This window comes from Pseudomonas sp. YeP6b (genome assembly GCF_025642995.1).
Taxonomy (GTDB): Bacteria; Pseudomonadota; Gammaproteobacteria; order Pseudomonadales; family Pseudomonadaceae; genus Aquipseudomonas.
Window position 1 is genome coordinate 293861 of sequence record NZ_CP080090.1, and the last position, 18721, is coordinate 312581.

16 protein-coding genes and 2 pseudogenes are annotated in these 18721 nt (G+C 51.4%); 12 read left to right on the top strand and 6 right to left on the bottom strand.

The genetic code is table 11. The annotated features are described in order from the left end of the window. Nucleotides 1–12 precede the first annotated feature (12 nt). Nucleotides 13–1056 (top strand): aminopeptidase, encoded by a 1044-nt coding sequence (locus KZH41_RS01385; RefSeq protein WP_263274248.1) that lies wholly within the window; start codon nucleotides 13–15, stop codon nucleotides 1054–1056. A gap of 100 nt (nucleotides 1057–1156) precedes the next feature. Here the strand turns inward: KZH41_RS01385 and KZH41_RS01390 are convergent, their stop codons facing one another. Both KZH41_RS01390 and KZH41_RS01395 read right to left on the bottom strand, forming a co-directional pair. Then, nucleotides 1157–1816, bottom strand: coding sequence for an HAD family hydrolase (locus KZH41_RS01390; protein WP_094949701.1), 660 nt, complete (start codon nucleotides 1814–1816; stop codon nucleotides 1157–1159). Continuing rightward, complete coding sequence (locus tag KZH41_RS01395; protein WP_094949700.1) at nucleotides 1813–2355, bottom strand: gamma carbonic anhydrase family protein; 543 nt, start codon at nucleotides 2353–2355, stop codon at nucleotides 1813–1815. The genes KZH41_RS01390 and KZH41_RS01395 overlap by 4 nt, the downstream gene beginning before the upstream one ends. 54 nt (nucleotides 2356–2409) lie before the next feature. Between KZH41_RS01395 and prlC the strand changes: the two genes are divergently transcribed. Then, entirely contained in the window at nucleotides 2410–4509 is a 2100-nt protein-coding gene (gene prlC / locus KZH41_RS01400) for an oligopeptidase A (protein WP_263274249.1), read from the top strand. Further along, the gene (locus KZH41_RS01405) at nucleotides 4506–4778 is read left to right on the top strand and encodes a YheV family putative zinc ribbon protein (RefSeq protein WP_094949698.1); all 273 of its coding nucleotides are present in this window, start codon (nucleotides 4506–4508) and stop codon (nucleotides 4776–4778) included. Before prlC ends, KZH41_RS01405 begins: the two co-directional genes overlap by 4 nt. Before the next feature lie 7 nt (nucleotides 4779–4785). On the opposite strand, the gene KZH41_RS01410 is transcribed toward KZH41_RS01405, so the two are convergent. Next, nucleotides 4786–5472 carry a dual specificity protein phosphatase family protein gene (locus KZH41_RS01410; RefSeq protein ID WP_094949697.1) on the bottom strand — a complete coding sequence of 229 codons (687 nt, stop codon included), beginning with the start codon at nucleotides 5470–5472 and terminating at the stop codon, nucleotides 4786–4788. Between the two features lie 274 nt (nucleotides 5473–5746). On the opposite strand from KZH41_RS01410, the gene KZH41_RS01415 reads away from it, so the two are divergent. The 7 genes and pseudogenes from KZH41_RS01415 (at nucleotide 5747) to KZH41_RS01445 (ending at nucleotide 12684) form a co-directional block, all read left to right on the top strand. After that, entirely contained in the window at nucleotides 5747–6499 is a 753-nt protein-coding gene (locus KZH41_RS01415) for a gluconate 2-dehydrogenase subunit 3 family protein (RefSeq protein ID WP_094949696.1), read from the top strand. Nucleotides 6500–6501: 2 nt separating this feature from the next. After that, a complete protein-coding gene (locus KZH41_RS01420) occupies nucleotides 6502–8286 on the top strand; it encodes a GMC family oxidoreductase (protein ID WP_094949695.1) in 1785 nt (594 codons plus the stop codon). 12 nt (nucleotides 8287–8298) lie between these two features. Then, entirely contained in the window at nucleotides 8299–9612 is a 1314-nt protein-coding gene (locus tag KZH41_RS01425; protein WP_263274250.1) for a cytochrome c, read from the top strand. A gap of 81 nt (nucleotides 9613–9693) precedes the next feature. Beyond that, a pseudogene (locus KZH41_RS01430) lies at nucleotides 9694–9927 on the top strand (radical SAM protein); the annotation flags it as partial. A gap of 102 nt (nucleotides 9928–10029) precedes the next feature. Further along, entirely contained in the window at nucleotides 10030–10335 is a 306-nt protein-coding gene (locus KZH41_RS01435; RefSeq protein WP_205893944.1) for a hypothetical protein, read from the top strand. 21 nt (nucleotides 10336–10356) lie between these two features. Then, nucleotides 10357–10692: a hypothetical protein gene (locus tag KZH41_RS01440; RefSeq protein ID WP_205893943.1), complete on the top strand. Its 336-nt coding sequence runs from the start codon at nucleotides 10357–10359 to the stop codon at nucleotides 10690–10692. Nucleotides 10693–11808: 1116 nt separating this feature from the next. Further along, a complete protein-coding gene (locus KZH41_RS01445) occupies nucleotides 11809–12684 on the top strand; it encodes a hypothetical protein (protein WP_205893942.1) in 876 nt (291 codons plus the stop codon). A 32-nt stretch (nucleotides 12685–12716) separates the two neighbouring features. Here the strand turns inward: KZH41_RS01445 and KZH41_RS01450 are convergent, their stop codons facing one another. From KZH41_RS01450 to KZH41_RS01460, 3 genes are all read right to left on the bottom strand, one after another. Continuing rightward, nucleotides 12717–14474, bottom strand: a complete 1758-nt coding sequence (locus KZH41_RS01450; protein ID WP_263274251.1) for a relaxase/mobilization nuclease domain-containing protein — start codon at nucleotides 14472–14474, stop codon at nucleotides 12717–12719. Nucleotides 14475–14481: 7 nt separating this feature from the next. Then, nucleotides 14482–14847: a plasmid mobilization protein gene (locus KZH41_RS01455; RefSeq protein ID WP_205893940.1), complete on the bottom strand. Its 366-nt coding sequence runs from the start codon at nucleotides 14845–14847 to the stop codon at nucleotides 14482–14484. Nucleotides 14848–15221: 374 nt separating this feature from the next. Next, entirely contained in the window at nucleotides 15222–16844 is a 1623-nt protein-coding gene (locus KZH41_RS01460) for a recombinase family protein (protein ID WP_263274252.1), read from the bottom strand. Between the two features lie 38 nt (nucleotides 16845–16882). On the opposite strand from KZH41_RS01460, the pseudogene KZH41_RS01465 reads away from it, so the two are divergent. Further along, nucleotides 16883–17719: pseudogene (locus KZH41_RS01465) on the top strand (PA0069 family radical SAM protein); the annotation flags it as partial. A gap of 227 nt (nucleotides 17720–17946) precedes the next feature. Next, a complete protein-coding gene (locus KZH41_RS01470) occupies nucleotides 17947–18678 on the top strand; it encodes a carbonic anhydrase (protein ID WP_094949692.1) in 732 nt (243 codons plus the stop codon). Nucleotides 18679–18721 lie beyond the last annotated feature (43 nt).

An 18721-nucleotide genomic window follows, 5' to 3' on the forward strand; every position in this document is an offset into this window, starting at 1 on the left:
AGCAGTCGGAGCATGTTGAGGGGTTTTCTTCCAGGGTTAATGGTTGTGCTGCTCAGCGGCTGTTCCAGTGTCAGTTATTACAGCCAGTTGGCCGGCGGCCAGTGGCAATTGTTGCGGGCGCGCGAGCCGGTTGCCGAGGTTATCGCCGACCCTTCCCGCCCACAGGTATTGCGCGATCACTTGGTGCAAGCGCAGAAGGCGCGTGCCTTTGCCAGCGAGCACCTGCATTTGCCCGACAACCAGAGTTACCGGCTGTACGCCGACATTGGCCGGCCCTATGTCGTCTGGAACGTGTTCGCTACTACGGAATTTTCCCTGTCTCCCCAGACCCATTGCTTCCCAATCGCCGGTTGCGTCGCTTATCGCGGTTATTACAATCAGGGCGCAGCCCGCGGTGAGGCGGCGTTGTTGCAGCAAAAAGGCATGGATGTGTCGATTGGCGGTGTCGAGGCCTATTCGACCTTAGGTTGGTTCAACGACCCGATCATGAATTCGATGATGAACTGGGGCGATGAACGCCTGGCCACGCTGATCTTCCATGAGCTGGCGCACCAGCGTTTTTATGTGCAGGACGACACCGAGTTCAACGAATCGTATGCCAGCTTTGTTGAGCAGGAAGGCACCCGCCAATGGCGCGCGGCGCGTGGCTTGGCGCCTTTGAACAATGCGGCGTTGCAGCAACGTGACCAATTTATCCGGTTGGTGCTCGATACCCGTAAGCGCTTGGAAAAACTCTACGCGCAACCGTTGTCGGCTGAGGTGATGCGCGTAGCCAAAGCCGCCGAGTTCGAGCGCTTGCGCACTGAATATCAGCACCTGCGTGACAGCCAATGGGCTGGGGATAAACGTTACGACGTGTGGATCAACCAGCCGATGAACAATGCGCGGTTGTTGCCGTTTGGGCTGTATGACCAATGGGTGCCGGCGTTTGCGGCGTTGTTTGCGCAGGAAAGTGGGGATTGGGTGAAGTTCTATACGGCGGTTGAGAAGTTGGGTGGGTTGCCGGTGGAGCAGCGTAAGGCGGCGTTGAGGCAGTTGGAGGGTGGGGGCCGTTAGGGCCTCATCGCAGGCAAGCCAGCCCCCACACTTGATCTGTGTACGCCGATCCAATGTGGGAGCTGGCTTGTCGGGTCGCCGCATCGCTGCGATAGCGGTCTCAAGCGCGCTGCAAAAACGCCTGATGCATCTCCTCCAACGTCTCAAAATGCCAAGTCGGCGCCTCAGCACTCAGCTCTTCAAAACTGCCAAACCCATACCCCACCGCCGCCGAATCCAGCCCATTGCTGCGCGCGCCGATCAGGTCATGCTTGCGATCGCCAATCATCAAGGTGGTCGCCGGGTCTAGGCCTTCCTCGCTCATCAAGTGCGCAATCAACTCAACCTTATTGGTGCGTGTGCCATCGAGCTCGCTGCCGTAGATCACCTTGAAGTGCTTGGCAAAATCGAAATGCCGCGCAATCTCGCGGGCAAACACCCACGGCTTGGACGTGGCCACATACAGCTGGCGACCCTGGCCATTCAGCGCTTCAAGCAGCGGCATCACGCCGTCGAACACGCGGTTTTCGTACAGCCCGGTGACCTTGAAGCGCTCGCGATAGAAATTCACCGCGTCCCACGCCTTGGCCTCGTCGAAGCTGTAGAACTGCATGAAGGCTTGCAGCAACGGTGGGCCGATGAAGTGTTCCAGTTTGGTCAGGTCCGGTTCGTCGATACCGAGCTTGCCAAGCGCGTACTGGATCGAGCGGGTGATGCCCTCACGCGGGTCGGTCAGGGTGCCATCCAGGTCAAACAGGACGGTTTGGTAACGCTGGGTCATTGGTCGAATCCTTCAGCCAGGTGCAGGTCTTTGAGCTTCACGTAGTTCGCCGCGCTGTAGGTGAAAAAGGCACGCTCCTTGTCAGTCAGCGCACGGATTTGTTTAACCGGGCTGCCCACGTACAAAAAACCGCTGTCGAGTTTTTTGCCCGGTGGCACCAGGCTGCCAGCGCCGATGATCACGTCGTCTTCGACCACGGCGCCGTCCATCACAATGCTGCCCATGCCGATCAGGATGCGGTTCCCCACCGTGCAGCCATGCAGCATGACTTTGTGGGCGATGGTCACGTCATCGCCGATCAGCAGCGGGAAACCGTCAGGATTAAAGGGACCTGCGTGGGTAATGTGCAGCACGCAGCCGTCCTGCACGCTGGTGCGTGCCCCGATGCGGATGCGGTGCATGTCGCCGCGAATCACCGTCAGCGGCCAAACCGAGCTGTCGGCGCCGATTTCGACATCGCCGATCACCACCGCCGAAATATCGACAAAAGCCCCGGCGCCCAGGGTTGGCGTGTGGTTCTGATAAGTGCGAAGGGTCACGATAGCCTCTCTCTTATGTGCTGATAGCTGCGGTGGGCGTTGATTGTAATTAAGATGGCCCCATCTTTGTTCTTACATGTTTCTTCAGCCAAGGTGCCAACCGTGAGCGCGAACAACCCTCTTCTGCAGTCCTACGACCTGCCGCCGTTCTCGGCGATCCGTGCCGAGCACGTGCAGCCGGCCATCGAACAGATCCTCGCCGACAACCGTGTTGCCATCGAAGGCATCCTGCAAAGCCAGGGCAAAAATCCGACATGGGCCGGCCTGGTGCTGGCCATGGACGAACTGAATGACCGCCTGGGCGCCGCCTGGAGCCCGGTCAGCCACTTGAATGCCGTGTGCAACAGCGCCGAACTGCGTGAAGCCTACGAGTCGTGCCTGCCGGCATTGAGCGCCTACTCCACTGAGATGGGCCAGAACCGCGCACTGTTCCAGGCCTTTGAAGCCCTGGCCAACAGCCCGCAAGCGGCTGGTTTCGACGTGGCGCAAAAAACCATCCTGGAACATTCCCTGCGCGACTTCCGCCTGTCGGGTATCGATTTGCCGCCTGAGCAGCAAAAGCGTTACGCCGAAGTGCAGAGCAAGCTCTCCGAGCTGGGCAGCAAATTTTCCAACCAACTGTTGGATGCCACCCAAGCCTGGACCAAACACGTCACCGACGAAGCCACCCTCGCCGGCCTGACCGACTCGGCCAAGGCACAAATGGCCGCCGCCGCCCAGGCCAAAAGCCTCGACGGCTGGCTGATTACCCTGGAATTCCCCAGCTACTACGCCGTGATGACCTACGCCCACGACCGTGCCCTGCGTGAAGAAGTCTACGCGGCCTACTGCACCCGTGCGTCGGACCAAGGCCCGAATGCCGGTAAGAATGATAACGGCCCGGTAATGGAACAAATCCTCGACCTGCGTCAGGAGCTGGCCAAACTGCTGGGCTACGCCTCGTTCTCCGAACTGAGCCTGGCCACCAAGATGGCCGAGTCCAGCGACCAGGTGCTGAGCTTCCTGCGCGACCTGGCCACGCGCAGCAAGCCGTTTGCTGCCCAAGACCTGCAACAGCTCAAGGCTTACGCTGCCGAGCAAGGCTGTGCTGATCTGCAAAGCTGGGACAGCGGTTTCTACGGCGAGAAGCTCCGTGAGCAACGTTACAGCGTGTCTCAGGAAGCGCTGCGCGCCTACTTCCCAATCGACAAAGTGCTGGGCGGCCTGTTTGCCATCGTGCAACGCCTGTATGGCATTGAGATCGCCGAGCAAAAAGGCTTCGACACTTGGCACCCGGACGTTCGCCTGTTTGAAATCAAGGAAAACGGCCAGCACGTCGGCCGCTTCTTCTTTGACCTGTACGCCCGCGCCAACAAGCGTGGCGGTGCCTGGATGGACGGCGCTCGCGACCGTCGTCGCACGGTCGACGGCGTGCTGCAAAGCCCAGTGGCTAACCTGGTGTGCAACTTCACCCCGGCCGACAGCGGCAAACCTGCCCTACTGACCCACGATGAAGTGACCACCCTGTTCCACGAATTCGGCCACGGCCTGCATCACCTGCTGACCCGCGTCGAGCATGCCGGCGTTTCTGGCATCAACGGCGTGGCTTGGGATGCGGTGGAGTTGCCGAGCCAGTTCATGGAGAACTGGTGCTGGGAGCCGGAAGGCCTGGCGCTGATCTCCGGCCACTATGAGACCGGTGAGCCGCTGCCGCAGGACCTGCTGGAAAAAATGCTCGCGGCGAAAAACTTCCAGTCCGGCCTGATGATGGTGCGCCAGCTGGAATTCTCGCTGTTTGACTTCGAACTGCACGCCACCCACGGCGATGGCCGCGCCGTGGCGCAGGTGCTTGAAGGCGTGCGTGATGAAGTCTCGGTGATGCGCCCACCGGCGTACAACCGCTTCCCTAACAGCTTTGCGCACATCTTTGCTGGCGGTTACGCGGCGGGTTACTACAGCTACAAGTGGGCTGAAGTGTTGTCGGCGGATGCCTTTTCCAAGTTTGAAGAAGACGGCGTGCTGAATGCCGAGACTGGCCGCGCATTCCGCGAGGCGATCCTGGCCCGCGGTGGTTCCCAGGCGCCGATGGTGCTGTTCGTCGACTTCCGCGGACGTGCGCCGTCGATTGACGCACTCTTGCGCCACAGCGGCCTGAGTGAGGACGCGGCAGCATGAGCGAAGGGCCTGTGATCACCAAAAAGCAATTTATCGCCGGGGCGGTTTGCCCGGCGTGCAGCGAGCCGGACAAGTTAAAGATGTGGACCGAAGACAGCGTGCCACACCGTGAGTGTGTGGCCTGCGGTTATACCGACACGTTGAATGACCAAGGTCTGTCGGTGCCCAAGGAATTGGGCACCCGGGTTAATACATCGGCGTTGAAAGCGCCGAACCCGAAGGTGCAGCCGGTGCAGTTTTTCCCCAATCCCAAGCTGAAAAAAGACTGAGGCCCTGTTAGGGCGTCAGTACCAGCTCAGTCTCTTTCTTTGGTTCAACACGGCTACTGCTGGTCGTGTTGAGCCAACTGTTCATCGAGCACAGCGCAAACGCGCTGGTGCTGCAATCGCCATTCGCCAGCGCTTTACGCAACTTGTCGACATCGGCCTTCATCATGTAGCGAACGCCGTCCTTGAAGCCATTACTGGTGCCGAAACCGCCTAAGGTCATCTCGTTCAGCGCGTCTTCTTTACTCCAACCCTGGATCACCACGCGGTACATCGCCGCCATCAGGCCGGTGCGGTCAGAGCCGTGTTTGCAGTGCATCAACACCGGACCGTTCGCTTGCGCTTCCTGAATAGCTCTTAGTGCTGCCAGCACGTCGGAATCGTCGACATGGTTGGTGCGATAAGTCAGCTGTACCTGTTTGATATCAGATGTTTTCAACCACGCCGCATCAGATTCCGGCAGGAAGTTGATCACCGTACCGATCTTGAGATTCTCCAGCACAGGCACCGCACTGCTGTCGGGCAGTGCGCTGCGATACAGCGTGGGCGTCATCTGGTGCAGGTTGAATTGGTCGCCCACCGGCTGGGCCCATTCCGGTGAGCGCAGCGAAGAGGCGCCGTCGGCTTGGGCGTGAGCGGTGGCGAACAAGGCCAGGAACGCCATGCCGAGGGCAGGCAGCAATCGAATCTCGAACATGCGTTGGGTGACCGAATAGGGAGTTGGCTGATGGGTCACAGATTCGCTTGCCGGGAGTCAACGCCGCGTGAGGTGCTCGTCAAAGGATCGTGAATATTCGGCCTGATCCGGTGTTTTTATCGCTGAATCGGTTCTTCTAATTCTTAGCCTGCTATCATTTGTAACTATTGTTTGCCAGTGTGTTCTATCCCTTTGGATCCCATTTCCTCGGCAAGCCTTCACGCTGCTCCCAGAAGCGGCTGATAAACCCGTGACCACATGATGAGGTGCACCCATGTCTGATCAAGATCAAGACAACCCCCGGCGTGACTTTTTGCGCAAATCCTTGACCTTGATCCCGGTGGTCACGGTTGCCAGCACCGGCTTTGGTGGCTCGATGCTGATGGCCACACCGGAATCGGCCCAGGCCGCCGAGGCTAAACCGCCCGCGAGCGACAAGGCCTACGAGCCGAGCTACTTCAGCGCCGAAGAGTGGGCGTTTATCAACGCCGCCGTCGCACGCTTGATTCCCGCTGACGCCCAAGGCCCTGGTGCTCTGGAAGCCGGCGCGCCGGAATACATCGACCGCCAGATGAACACGCCGTATGCCGCCGGCGCGCTGTGGTTCATGCAAGGCCCGTTCAACGCCGATGCACCGTCGGAGATGGGCTGGCAGAGCAAATTGGTGCCCAAGGACATCTATCGCTTGGGCATTGCTGCGACGGATGCTTGGTCGAAGGCGTTCAACGGGAAGCCTTTTGCTGCGCAAGACAGCGCTACCCAGGACGACATGTTGCGGCGCATGGAGGCGGGCGGCAGCGAAATGACTGCACATTTCGAGGCGGTGCCGGCGAAGATGTTTTTCAACTTGCTGCTGCAAAACACCAAGGAAGGGTTCTTCTGTGACCCGATCCACGGCGGCAACAAAGGCATGGTTGGCTGGACCATGATCGGCTTCCCCGGCGCCCGCGCCGACTTTATGGATTGGGTGGAACGCAACGAGCAATACCCCTTTCCGGCTGTTTCCATTCGCGGCGAGAGGGCATAAACGTGGCGACCATCATGAAGAAAGTCGATGCGGTGATCGTGGGTTTCGGCTGGACCGGCGCGATCATGGCCAAGGAGCTGACGGAAGCTGGCCTCAACGTGGTAGCGCTGGAGCGCGGCCCGATGCAGGACACTTACCCGGACGGCAACTATCCGCAGGTCATCGACGAACTGACCTACAGCGTGCGTAAAAAACTCTTCCAGGACATTTCCAAGGAGACGGTGACCATTCGCCATAGCGTGAACGACGTCGCCTTGCCCAACCGGCAGTTGGGTGCGTTCCTGCCGGGCAATGGCGTGGGTGGCGCGGGCCTGCACTGGTCGGGCGTGCATTTTCGCGTAGACCCTATTGAGCTGCGCATGCGCAGCCATTACGAGGAGCGCTACGGCAAGAACTTCATTCCCAAAGACATGACCATCCAGGACTTCGGCGTGAGTTACGAAGAACTGGAGCCGTTTTTCGACTACGCGGAAAAAGTCTTCGGCACCTCCGGCCAGGCCTGGACGGTTAAAGGTCAGTTGGTGGGCGAAGGCCGTGGCGGCAACCCGTATGCGCCGGATCGCTCCAACCCGTTCCCGTTGGAATCGCAGAAAAACACCGTCTCCGCACAGCTGTTTCAGAAGGCGGCTGCCGACGTTGGTTACAAGCCCTACAACCTGCCGTCGGCCAATACCTCGGGGCCATACACCAACCCCTACGGCGCGCAGATGGGCCCGTGCAACTTCTGCGGTTTTTGCAGCGGTTACGTGTGTTACATGTACTCCAAGGCCTCGCCGAACGTAAACATCCTGCCGGCGTTGCGCCAAGTGCCGAATTTTGAGCTGCGGGCCAATTCCCACGTACTCAAGGTCAACCTCGACAGCACCAAGAGCAAAGCCACCGGCGTGACCTATATCGACGGCCAGGGTCGCGAATGCGAGCAGCCGGCGGATCTGGTGATCATCGGTTCCTTCCAGTTCAACAATGTGCGCCTCATGTTGCTCTCGGGTATCGGCAAGCCCTACGACCCGATCACCAATGAGGGCGTGGTGGGCAGGAACTTCGCCTACCAGAACATGGGTACCATCAAAGCCTTCTTCGACAAGGACACCCACACCAACAACTTCATCGGTGCGGGCGGCAATGGCGTGGCCATCGACGACTTCAACGCGGACAACTTCGACCACGGGCCGCACGGCTTTGTTGGCGGTTCGCCGATGTGGGTCAACCAGGCCGGCAGCCGGCCGATTGCCGGTACGTCCAACCCGCCGGGCACCCCGGCGTGGGGCAGTGCATGGAAACGCGCCACCGCCGATTACTACACCCACCAAGTGTCGATGGACTCCCACGGCGCGCATCAATCCTACCGGGCCAACTACCTGGATCTGGACCCGGTGTACCGCGATGCCTACGGCCTGCCCTTGCTGCGGATGACGTTCGACTGGCAGGAAAACGACATCAAGATGAACCGTTTCATGATGGAGAAAATGGGCAAAGTCGCCGAAGCGATGAACCCCAAGGCCATTGCTGTGTTGGGCAAAAAGGTCGGTGAGCACTTCAACACCGCGGCTTACCAGACCACCCACCTCAACGGTGGCGCGATCATGGGCACCGACCCGAAAACCAGTGCCTTGAACCGTTACCTGCAATCTTGGGACGTACACAACGTGTTTGTCCCAGGCGCGTCGGCTTTCCCACAAGGCTTGGGCTACAACCCTACCGGCCTGGTAGCGGCGTTGACCTATTGGTCGGCGCGGGCGATCCGTGAGCAGTACCTTAAAAACCCCGGCCCACTGGTTCAGGCATAAGGAGCGATGACCATGAAAGCACTCGTTATCGCCTCCTTGGCGCTCTTCAGCAGCTGCTCGGTGAGCGCCGCCGAAACCGACCTGGTCAAACAGGGCGAATACTTGGCCCGCGCCGGTGACTGCGTGGCCTGCCACACCGCCAAGGGTGGCAAGCCCTTCGCTGGCGGCCTGCCGATGGAAACCCCGATCGGCGTGATCTACTCCACCAACATCACCCCGGACAAGACCGGCCTGGGCGACTACAGCTTCGAAGACTTCGACAAGGCCGTGCGCCATGGCGTCGCCAAGAACGGTAGTACGCTTTACCCGGCGATGCCCTACCCGTCTTACGCACGTGTCAGCGACAGCGACATGCAGGCGCTGTATGCGTACTTCATGAAGGGTGTTGAGCCGGTCGCCCAAGCGAACAAGGACAGCGATATTCCTTGGCCCCTGAGCATGCGCTGGCCGTTGGCGGCCTGGCGGTGGATGTTTGCGCCGACAGTGCAAGAGCATCCGGCACAAGCGGCTGCCGATCCGGCGGTTAGCCGTGGTGCGTATTTGGTTGAAGGCCTCGGCCACTGTGGCGCCTGCCACACGCCGCGCGCGCTGACCATGCAGGAAAAAGCCCTGAGTGCCACTGACGGCAACGCCTTCCTGTCCGGCAGCGCGCCGTTGGAAGGCTGGATCGCGAAAAGCCTGCGTGGCGACCACAAGGACGGCCTCGGCAGTTGGAGCGAGGAGCAGTTGGTGCAATTCCTCAAGACCGGCCGCAGTGATCGCAGCGCGGTGTTTGGCGGCATGAGCGATGTGGTGGTGCACAGCATGCAGTACATGTCCCAGGACGACCTGACCGCTATCGCCCGTTACCTCAAAAGCCTGCCGGCGGTGGACCCTAAAGATCAGCCGCACCAGTACGACAAACAGGTGGCCGAGGCGCTGTGGAAAGGTGACGACAGCAAGCCGGGCGCGTCGGTGTACATCGACAACTGCGCGGCCTGCCACCGTACCGACGGCCATGGCTATACGCGGGTGTTCCCGGCACTGGCGGGTAACCCGGTGTTGCAGACGGCAGATGCTACGTCGCTGATCAACATTGTGTTGAACGGCGGCACCTTGCCGGCCACCCACACGGCACCCTCGACGTTCACCATGCCGGCATTCGCGTGGCGGTTGTCGGACCAGGAAGTGGCGGATGTGGTCAGTTTCGTCCGTGGCAGCTGGGGCAATAAGGGCGCGCCGGTAAAAGCCAGCGACGTGACGGACCTGCGCAAGAGTGATATGCGCAAGAGTGATATGCGCACTACTTCGGGCGATGACCTGGGGCAAGTGACGCAAAAGCACTAATCCTGTGCTCGCCGCCAAACGGCACTGGTCATAACGATGATGCCTCTATACTGTACATAAAAACAGTATAGAGGCATTTTCATGTCTACACCTCTGCCGCCCCGTGGCCGGGGCACGGCTACCAACCTGCATAACCGTTTTGCGCCTACCGTCAGCGTGGCCGAAGACGACGGCTGGTTCCAGGAAGTGCCGCCGACCCAGGGCACCGAAGTGCGTATCGAAACGGCCAAGAGCATCATCACCCGCAATAACTCGCCGGACTTGCCGTTTGATCGCTCGATCAACCCCTATCGCGGCTGCGAGCACGGGTGGATATGTTCAGCGATAGGTTCCGTGACGCAGAAAAACTTTGTCAGCCCATCAGTGCTCATGTAAAGATGACTCTTATTACTCGCACATCCACATAGGATAGAAAGCATGGGTCATGAGTTGTTTCAATATCCAGACGGTAAAACTAATTATCAAATTATTAACGAGCTTGGCGAAAAGACAACTATCACACTTGAAAAATGGGTCGCCGATGTTATTCAATTAGAGTTTGATGATGTCCATGGAAGACTTCAAAAAGCTTATGATAAAATCTTAAATGATAAACCAGAGCTTTCTCGTCGTGAGCGAGGTAATGCAATACGTCAAATGGCGGAACGCTCCGCTAATAACTTCCAAGCCTCGAAAAAGAAAGTTCTTGGGTGGAATGATGATGAGCTTTTTGCTCTTTTATAGTGTATTTCTGGAAGTGTTTATATGAATAATGGAACTAGGGCTGCGGTTATATTTTTAGGTTTAATGGCATCGTTTCATGCACATGCGTGGAGCTATAATTTAGTTCAAGACATGGGGGTTCAAGGGACTGTTCGTTACTGTAAATATAATAATGGAGAAATTTACACAACCAACGCCACAGACATTTGCAAAATTTCTATCAGCGACAGCTCGCCGGGCTTTGGCAAAGGACAAGGATTTTTAAAGGGCGAATATGCTGATGGAATGAATAAGGTTTGTGTTTATGATGTTCTTGGTGAGCAAAAAGCTATTCGTATAAGTAGTGTTTCAATATGCCCACTGAATGCTGATTTTTAATATCGTAGCTGGATTAATTCAGCGATAGGTCCATACTCCAAGCAAGGTCGATTTTTGTGTTTGAACTTGTTCAAGCATAAAAATTGAGCACATAGAAAATTCATAAATGAAATTTGTGCTAAATCAAAAACAAGTCTTTTACAACCGCAAATCTCATCCTCGCACGGCAAGCATTAAAATGCTATTTTCAAAAAAAATCTAAAAGTTTTTTCATGCCTTTATATGAAATTATTGATAGTTTGATTTTTCTAACCATCAATTAATGGCTTATATACGGTAAAAAACGCTGTCAATAGCAAATCGAAAATATATTTATAGTCCGACCTTATTCGGATTTACGGGTCAACCTTGTTTGACTTTTTCTTAATTGAGTTTTGCAACTAACCACCTGAATAAAAATCATCGATACGCTTAAAAATCGCTCCCAGTTTAATTTCACCAAAAAACGTGTGGGTGGGCCACCCCCAAGAATGAAAAATTTCAAACCCTGCCACTCGATTTGAAAATAAAACACAACTTATAAAAACGACCATAAAAATCATTATTTCAGTTAATTGATATTAGGGTAGCGTAAAACGCTTACCCTCTCTAAAAACGTCTTTTACGTGAGTTTGTATTTTTAAGAGCATTTCGCTGCTTTTCTAAAAGCGAAGCTACCAGAAGCTTTGGACTTTATTCCCAGTTCAATCCGATAGGGAAAAGGGTTTATGATTTTCAAAGTGTCACACACACGGTAGTAAAGCACTGGAAAAACTACGTTTTATGATTTGCTTCGCTTCGCTACTCAAATCTACGAACTTCGTTCGCCTTTCCCAGATGCTTTTGACTTTTCGCCCCGAACGGGGCATGGCTTTTGATTTTGATTGTAAAAGTATTTAAAAGTAATTAAGAGTATTTAAGGGGGCTGTTTTAGGTTGAAAATAAGCAAATTTTCAGGTGCATAAGGGGGTCGTTATATGCAGATAGGGGGGGCGTTATATGGTGATAAGGGGGGCGTTATATGAAGTATAAGGTGGTCGTTATATGTAGCATTAAAATACTAGGTGTCCGTTATTCTATTGACTTACTCCAAATCTATGATTAGATAGTATTAGCAGAATAACAAAAGGAGCCTAAATGGAGTTAATATTTAACCATCTTGAAACCAAAAAAAAGATTTACGCACAAGATGCATACATGACGTTTGCCAAGTCAATCCTTCACTTACCAATATTTCAATCAGTTAAAAATGGCGAACGCAAAAGAACCGAGTTAAAAATTGACAGCCTTTATGGTTATAAAAATGTTGAGATGCGTTTTTACCCTTTGTCAGTGGGTTTTGATTTTGACGTATTCTATTACATTCTTCAAAAAAAGATAAAATCCGAAAAACTTTCATTCACAATCAACCTCAATCAATTTATGAAGTTTCACAAGGTTCACCCGAGCAACAAAAAGGTTTACATAGAGAAATTAAAGCAGTCGCTTGATAACATGCTTGATTTCTACTTAAAATTTTCATACGGCCCTAACACATACAAATGCCATTTATTAACCCACGTTGAAGAAAACGAAGAAAATAGAGAGGAGATAAAGATAACTTTCAGCAAGTTTTTTGAAAATTTCTACAAGCATGACCCGGACTTGATTTTTAATCTTCAACTTGACCAATTCAAAGAAATAAGTGGCGACTATGCAAAAATGCTTTACATGTTCTACTTCACAAACAAATACGAAGCTGCCGTAGAGTTTAAAATTGAAAGCATAATGAAACGACTGAACTCCGAGGGATACGATAGAAAGGAGGTCTTAAAAAACATCAAGAAAGCCCATGAGCAACTAATAAGCATTGGTTTTTTGAAGAGTGCAACGCCAATTAAAAAAGGACGTGAGCTAGCAGGGTATGAAATTGAATTTGAAAAAAGAAGAGGAAAACCATTGTCTGAGCCAAAAGAAACAGAGAAAAATATCACTGCTGACTTATCGTTATGTGATGAAGAACTGCCATTTTAACGTAGATAAAAAAGCCCTGATGGGCTTTATTTTTACATTTTCAATTTGAATTTTCTTTTGTTTGTCTGTTTCAACTCTCCATCAATTGGAGCACCTGAGCCGTCATCATCAATTAATTTTTGAACATAAGCTGAACATATCTCACGCTCGTCATCATCCAGCTGGTCAATCTTTTCAGTAATATCAAAGTAAATAACTGCGTCAGCTATAACATTTCCATTTTGCTCTAAAACATCTCGAACATATTTCAATATTTCAATTTCTTTGTAATTGTCATGCTTGTTAACCAATTCATCAATAAATATATGGAAATCACTTTCTACATTTTTAACATGTGCAGCGATAAGTTCCTTTTGATGCACATGTGTTGATGTGTCTTGTGTGATAGGCTCAAACTCTTTCATCAAGTCGTCAATCAAGTCGTCACTGGCAGGTCCAACCTGTTCTTGTTCAACCTGCTTTATAGGCTCTGGCGGCTTCTCTGGGGCGTTTTGAACAGGTGTAGGCGTGACGGGTGGAATAATGACAGTTTCGACTGGTTTAGGCTCTTCTATGGCTTTCTTGGCCTTCCATTTTTGAGCTTGTAATTCATAGTCAGCTTTTCTTTGTTCAAGCTCATTCAAGTCTTGTTGCGTAGGTTTATATCCTGCCAATGTGAAACCCTTATCTTCAAGGTTCATCATCTTGAACTCCATCCACATTTTCTTTTTTGCGTAGTCTGGGCCATGAACATATAACGGTCCCGGCTTCTTCATGTCAGTTGTTAGGCGTTGAAGCCCAGCTTTTACACTGTCCCTTGATAAGTCTTGAAATGTAACTTTTGAAGGGTCTTTATGGTATTCAAAAGCCTTCTGGCTGGTAGAGTTTTTAAAGAAATGCTCCACATTGTTGCCGGATTCTTGATGTGTAAATTTCTTTTCAAGGACGGTTTTGTATTTATTCTTTTTAAGAAACTCAATATCTTCATTTGTAGATAGATTTAATTCCTCATTGTATCTACGAGATTTTTTTGAATAGTGCTCCATCAGTTCACTAAATTGATGCTGTTCTTGAAGCTTGTTTTTTAGCTTCGAGTGTTGAATACCTAACTCACTGGCTTTGAATACTTGGCCTTCTTTCTCTAATGAATAGGCGTTTTGTCCATTCGGGATAATGTCAAAGCCTTGCTTGTGAAGGTTAGCAAGGAAAGCCGTTGTTGTAGTTACACCAATGAAAGCTTTTTCAATTTCGGACTTGAATTGTTTCTTGTGTGATTTGATACCCCTGACTTCAAGAGCTTTTTCGTTCCTGCTCTCTTGTGGTTTTGTTTCTAAGTCGGGGTTTAAAGATTTTCTGTTAGTGACTTGAAGTAGTCCGTGTTTCTTTTCGAGTTCAGTTAGCTTCTGCTCTATGATGAGATAATCATCAACCTGATTATATATTTTATTGTTGAAATCTCTGGGTGCCCAAATAAAGTGAACGTGGATTTGTTTAGTATCTGTATGAACAGCAAAAGCGTGCTCACGGTTTAAGCCGTGAGTATCTGAATAAAGTTCTTTTGCTATGGCAAGGGCTTGTTCGGGTGTGATTTTGTCGGATGGGTCAAAAGATACCATTTCGTGAAAGCTGGTATTTCTCTGCTTACCTTTACAAGATTTATCAATTTTTTTCGCTAAGAACTCAATGAACTCTTGCGTTGTTCCGGTTTGGAGTCTGTTGCTATCTATGAGAATAGATTTTTTCAAACCATACCCGAGTGTGTTCTGTGTCTCGCCTTTACTTTTCTGCGTGCTGAGTTTTTTCCTTATCATATTATCCTTATGTTGTTAGTTCAATTTTTTGCGTATTTTGCTCAATTTTTGAATAGTAGATACCAAAGGCTTTTATGGCACTCTGGAAAATACTCATATTAGAGTCGATTATATTGGCCTTCCCTGAGTTTATTGCGGCAGCTATTTGGTTTAAGTTAATGCCGATTTTATTTAAAACTGCTTCTTGCTGTTCCATGTAGCTAACAAACTCATCATTCCTAATTTCAATTACCTTGCAGCCTTCCAATGCTAATTTTTCAATATACTTGGCTTGACTAATTTCTAGCAGTTTTGCATTGGCGACAATTTTGTCTTTTGCTTCTTTTGATATCCTGATATTGAATTGCTCACCATTTCTTTTTTTCTTACTCATAGTTATCCTCGTGATTGGTTTGTGTTTTTCTGGAATGCCCGAAGGCATTGCAGCTACCTGATTTTGCTTTTGTATTTTCAAACGAAGTGTAGAAAATCGAGTAGGGAAGTAAGTGAAAAATGTCGAAGACTTTTGAGCGGTAGGATAAAACGAAGTTTTGTCCTATACATTCCCATTGCTCGCCTTCTTTTTCTTGACTTCATATTATTATGCTAACTCAAGTTTTAAAGTTTTCAATAGTGTACAGGAACAATAGTTCTTGATGATGTGCCTAGGAAGCTACCTAGGAGACTACCTAGGACTGGTATAGGAAAGGTGTAGGAATAAAAAAAGGCCACCTTAAAGGCAGCCTTAAAAAGCAATCTGGTGAAAATCTAGGCGTCTGGATTTATATAGTCCTTGTCATAGTTATAGATGGTTGTGAAATCATCGGGGGGGACAAAGTCTTTTTCGTATTCAAGAACGTTCCCATCACCACCAACAAGCCTCACGATTTTGTTAGTGAACTCTATTTCCATTACTGTCTCTAAGAAGTCAATGCGAATATGGTTTATGATATTCTTCAATTCATTATTGTAGGAAACTCGTTTCGCTACTGCTTCCTCTGTTTTGTCATAAATGATTTTTTCAATATCAATATCTTTTAAGTCATAGAATGATTTAAAAGATGAGAAAATTTGTTCAAGCTCTTTTTTCTTGTCTTCGATTTCTACATCAATGCTGGTAGTGGAGGTTTCTAATTCAATAATTATTTCATTGTAAGTTTCTGAAATGGCTTCGCCATCCATAATCATTGCTTTGATTTTAGATTTGAAATCATGAAGCCTGATGTTGATTTTGTTTCTGTTGTTCTCCAACTTCATAATCGAGTTTTTGACTTCGTCGGCATTGGAGTTTTCTTCTAATAATGTGCCGATATTTATTCCATCGGTGAAGCGAAAAAACATATTGAAAAGTTTTTTGCCGCGAATGGATTGCTGACCAAAATGGCTATTCAAATCACATTTGCCGGTCATCGAGTTTGTGCAAATGAAATAGTCCCTTTCTCCTTTATTCATATATCTAATGGTTCCACCACACCACTTGCAATAGATAAGGTCACGAAAGACGTTATATCGTTGATTTGAGTATCTGCCGGAGAAAGGCTTTCTTGACTTTATGACTGACTGAGCTTTTAAAAAAAGCTCTTCATCAATAACGGCTGGGTAATAGTTAGGGATTGGTTCCCCTTCATCTTTTCTTATGAGCTTTCCATTTTCGTCATAATGGATTTTTTGCGGGCTATGCTCTCCGATAAGCTTTCGATTGCTCAATAGATACTGAGCTTGATGAATGGCAATTTTATCAATGAATAGCTGATTATATTCTTTGGTTGCTTCTTGTAGGCCTTTTGACAAAGAAAGCTTGAAGAGTGTTCTAATTCTTTCTACTTTTTCCTCGTCAATTATGAAGGTGTTATTTTCAACTTTTAACCACGTCGGAACTTTTTTAGTGACGATTTCACCATCACGCATTTTTTTACGATTGTCTTTCCAAGCCTTGCTTGAAAAATCGCTTTTCCGCTTACTCTCTGCGTTAGCTCGTGCAAACTCTACTTGTGCATTAATCCAGTCGCCGACATCAAGGTTATCTGCGTCATAGACCTTGTTTCTATCAAGGATGACAATCTTGATACCGGAAAATAAAAGGTCTGTAAAAATCTTATTACTACGAACCATCTTGTCTCTTGACAGGCGGTCGAAGTTTTCAATGAGCAGGTATGAACCTCGCTCAATTGCACCTTTTCTGACTTCTTGAAGAAACTGACCGAGCACACCCTCAGCACTGGCATTTTTACCGTGGTATGCAGACGTTCCAGCGTCTTCAAGGTGTCGATCTACCTCCAAGCCATGCTTGGACACGAAAGCGTCTATAAGCTCATTCTGGCGTGTTCTGGTGCTGCCATCCTCTTGACGTTTAGATGAGAATCGAACGTAGGGATAACATTTTTTGGTCATTTTTTGAACAGCCAGAGACTATGGAACGTATAGCCTAGCACGTCTGCATCTACTGCTACGCGCGGCCCAGCCATGCCTATTGGGATATGTCGCCGGGGCTGGATTTCGAAACCAAACTGATCGCCAAGACCAATGCCGCCGATGTGCTGGAACAACAGCTGTCGAAGCCGGGCTATGTGTGTGCGCCGATCAACCTGGGCTCCAATACCGACCCGTACCAGCCCATCGAGCGCGAATACAAGATCACCCGGCAAACCCTCGAAGTGCTGCTGCGCTACCGCCATCCGGTGACCATCATCACCAAGGGCTCGCTGATTTTGCGCGATCTCGACCTGCTGACCGAGCTGGCCCGGCAACGGCTGGTGGCGGTGATGATCAGCCTTACCAGCCTGGACGACGAGCTCAAGCGCATCCTGGAACCGCGCACGGCGGCGCCCAAGGCGCGATTGCGGGCGATTCGGGTGATGCGTGAGGCCGGCATCCCGGTGGGCGTGCTGTGCTCGCCGATGATCCCCATGATCAACGACAGCGAGCTGGAAAGCCTGCTGACCGAAGCCCACGCCGCCGGTGCGCAAAGTGCAGCCTATATGATGCTGCGCCTGCCGCTGGAGGTGGCGCCGCTGTTCGAGGAGTGGCTGGCGGCGCATTACCCGCAGCGTGCGGCCCATGTGATGAGCCTGGTGCGCCAGGTGCGCGGGGGTGAGGTTTACGACAGCCGCTTTGGTGTGCGCATGCGTGGCGAGGGGCCATTTGCCGATCTGTTGGCGCAGCGTTTCAGCAAAGCCATCAAGCGCCTGGGGCTGAACCGGCGGGAAGGGTTTAATCTGGATTGCAGCGCGTTCTGTCCACCGGGCAGGCAGATGGCATTGTTGTAAACTGAAGAGGCAATGCCGTTCGATTTTGTAGGAATAGTCGCGTATTGATATCACCTAAACCCGCGATTTAGAGCGGTTCATTCAGTTTGAGTTAAGTTTAGACGGCTACCTTGTTCAGTGAGTGACTGACGGGTCGAAACCTGGGTCTTTGGCGTTCACAACTATTCCACTGGCTCAGCGTCGAATTGATCTGAACACTCTCCCTGCATTAATCAAGAGGATGAATCATGAGTGATAAGGATAAACAGCCGTCGGCTGCGTCGGCTTCAGCCTCTCAGGTGGCGGAAACCGCCGATGCAGCGCTAAAGCACATTGTTGACGGCTTTTTGCATTTCCATCACGACGTCTTCCCCCAGCAGGAAGAACTCTTCAAGAAACTCGCCACGGCCCAGAGCCCACGGGCGATGTTCATCACCTGCGCCGACTCGCGGATCGTGCCGGAGCTGATCACCCAAAGCTCCCCCGGCGACCTGTTCGTGACCCGTAACGTGGGTAACGTGGTGCCGCCCTACGGCCAGATGAACGGCGGTGTTTCCACGGCCATCGAGTACGCGGTACTTGCCCTGGGCGTGCAGCACATCATCGTGTGTGGGCATTCCGATTGCGGCGCCATGCGGGCGGTGCTCAACCCCCAGAGCCTGGAAAAGATGCCGACGGTACGGGCCTGGCTGCGACACGCCGAGGTCGCCAAGTCCATGGTCGAGGACAACTGCGACTGCGCCAATGAAGGCGAAAGCATGAAGGTGCTGACCGAAGAAAACGTCATCGCCCAGTTGCAGCATTTGCGCACCCACCCTTCCGTGGCTTCGCGCATGGCCAATGGTCAGTTGTTTATCCATGGTTGGATCTACAACATCGAGACCAGTGAAATCCGCGCTTACGATGCGGATCAAGCGGCGTTCCGACCGCTGAGCGGCGACGGGCCAATCCCTTGCGCGACGCCTAAAGCGCGCTTCTAAACACTTCCCTGCCGGGTAATGCGGTGGCTGTCATGGATGCAGC

Bases quoted from the DNA above. Each gene is read 5' to 3' on its own strand.
- KZH41_RS01415 (WP_094949696.1), top strand. From the start codon at position 5,747: ATGTCTGATCAAGATCAAGACAACCCCCGGCGTGACTTTTTGCGCAAA.
- KZH41_RS01385 (WP_263274248.1), top strand. From the start codon at position 13: ATGTTGAGGGGTTTTCTTCCAGGGTTAATGGTTGTGCTGCTCAGCGGC.
- KZH41_RS01405 (WP_094949698.1), top strand. From the start codon at position 4,506: ATGAGCGAAGGGCCTGTGATCACCAAAAAGCAATTTATCGCCGGGGCG.
- KZH41_RS01435 (WP_205893944.1), top strand. From the start codon at position 10,030: ATGGGTCATGAGTTGTTTCAATATCCAGACGGTAAAACTAATTATCAA.
- KZH41_RS01450 (WP_263274251.1), bottom strand. From the start codon at position 14,474: ATGATAAGGAAAAAACTCAGCACGCAGAAAAGTAAAGGCGAGACACAG.
- KZH41_RS01425 (WP_263274250.1), top strand. From the start codon at position 8,299: ATGAAAGCACTCGTTATCGCCTCCTTGGCGCTCTTCAGCAGCTGCTCG.
- KZH41_RS01390 (WP_094949701.1), bottom strand. From the start codon at position 1,816: ATGACCCAGCGTTACCAAACCGTCCTGTTTGACCTGGATGGCACCCTG.
- prlC (WP_263274249.1), top strand. From the start codon at position 2,410: ATGGCCCCATCTTTGTTCTTACATGTTTCTTCAGCCAAGGTGCCAACC.
- KZH41_RS01455 (WP_205893940.1), bottom strand. From the start codon at position 14,847: ATGAGTAAGAAAAAAAGAAATGGTGAGCAATTCAATATCAGGATATCA.
- KZH41_RS01410 (WP_094949697.1), bottom strand. From the start codon at position 5,472: ATGTTCGAGATTCGATTGCTGCCTGCCCTCGGCATGGCGTTCCTGGCC.
- KZH41_RS01470 (WP_094949692.1), top strand. From the start codon at position 17,947: ATGAGTGATAAGGATAAACAGCCGTCGGCTGCGTCGGCTTCAGCCTCT.
- KZH41_RS01460 (WP_263274252.1), bottom strand. From the start codon at position 16,844: ATGACCAAAAAATGTTATCCCTACGTTCGATTCTCATCTAAACGTCAA.
- KZH41_RS01445 (WP_205893942.1), top strand. From the start codon at position 11,809: ATGGAGTTAATATTTAACCATCTTGAAACCAAAAAAAAGATTTACGCA.
- KZH41_RS01440 (WP_205893943.1), top strand. From the start codon at position 10,357: ATGAATAATGGAACTAGGGCTGCGGTTATATTTTTAGGTTTAATGGCA.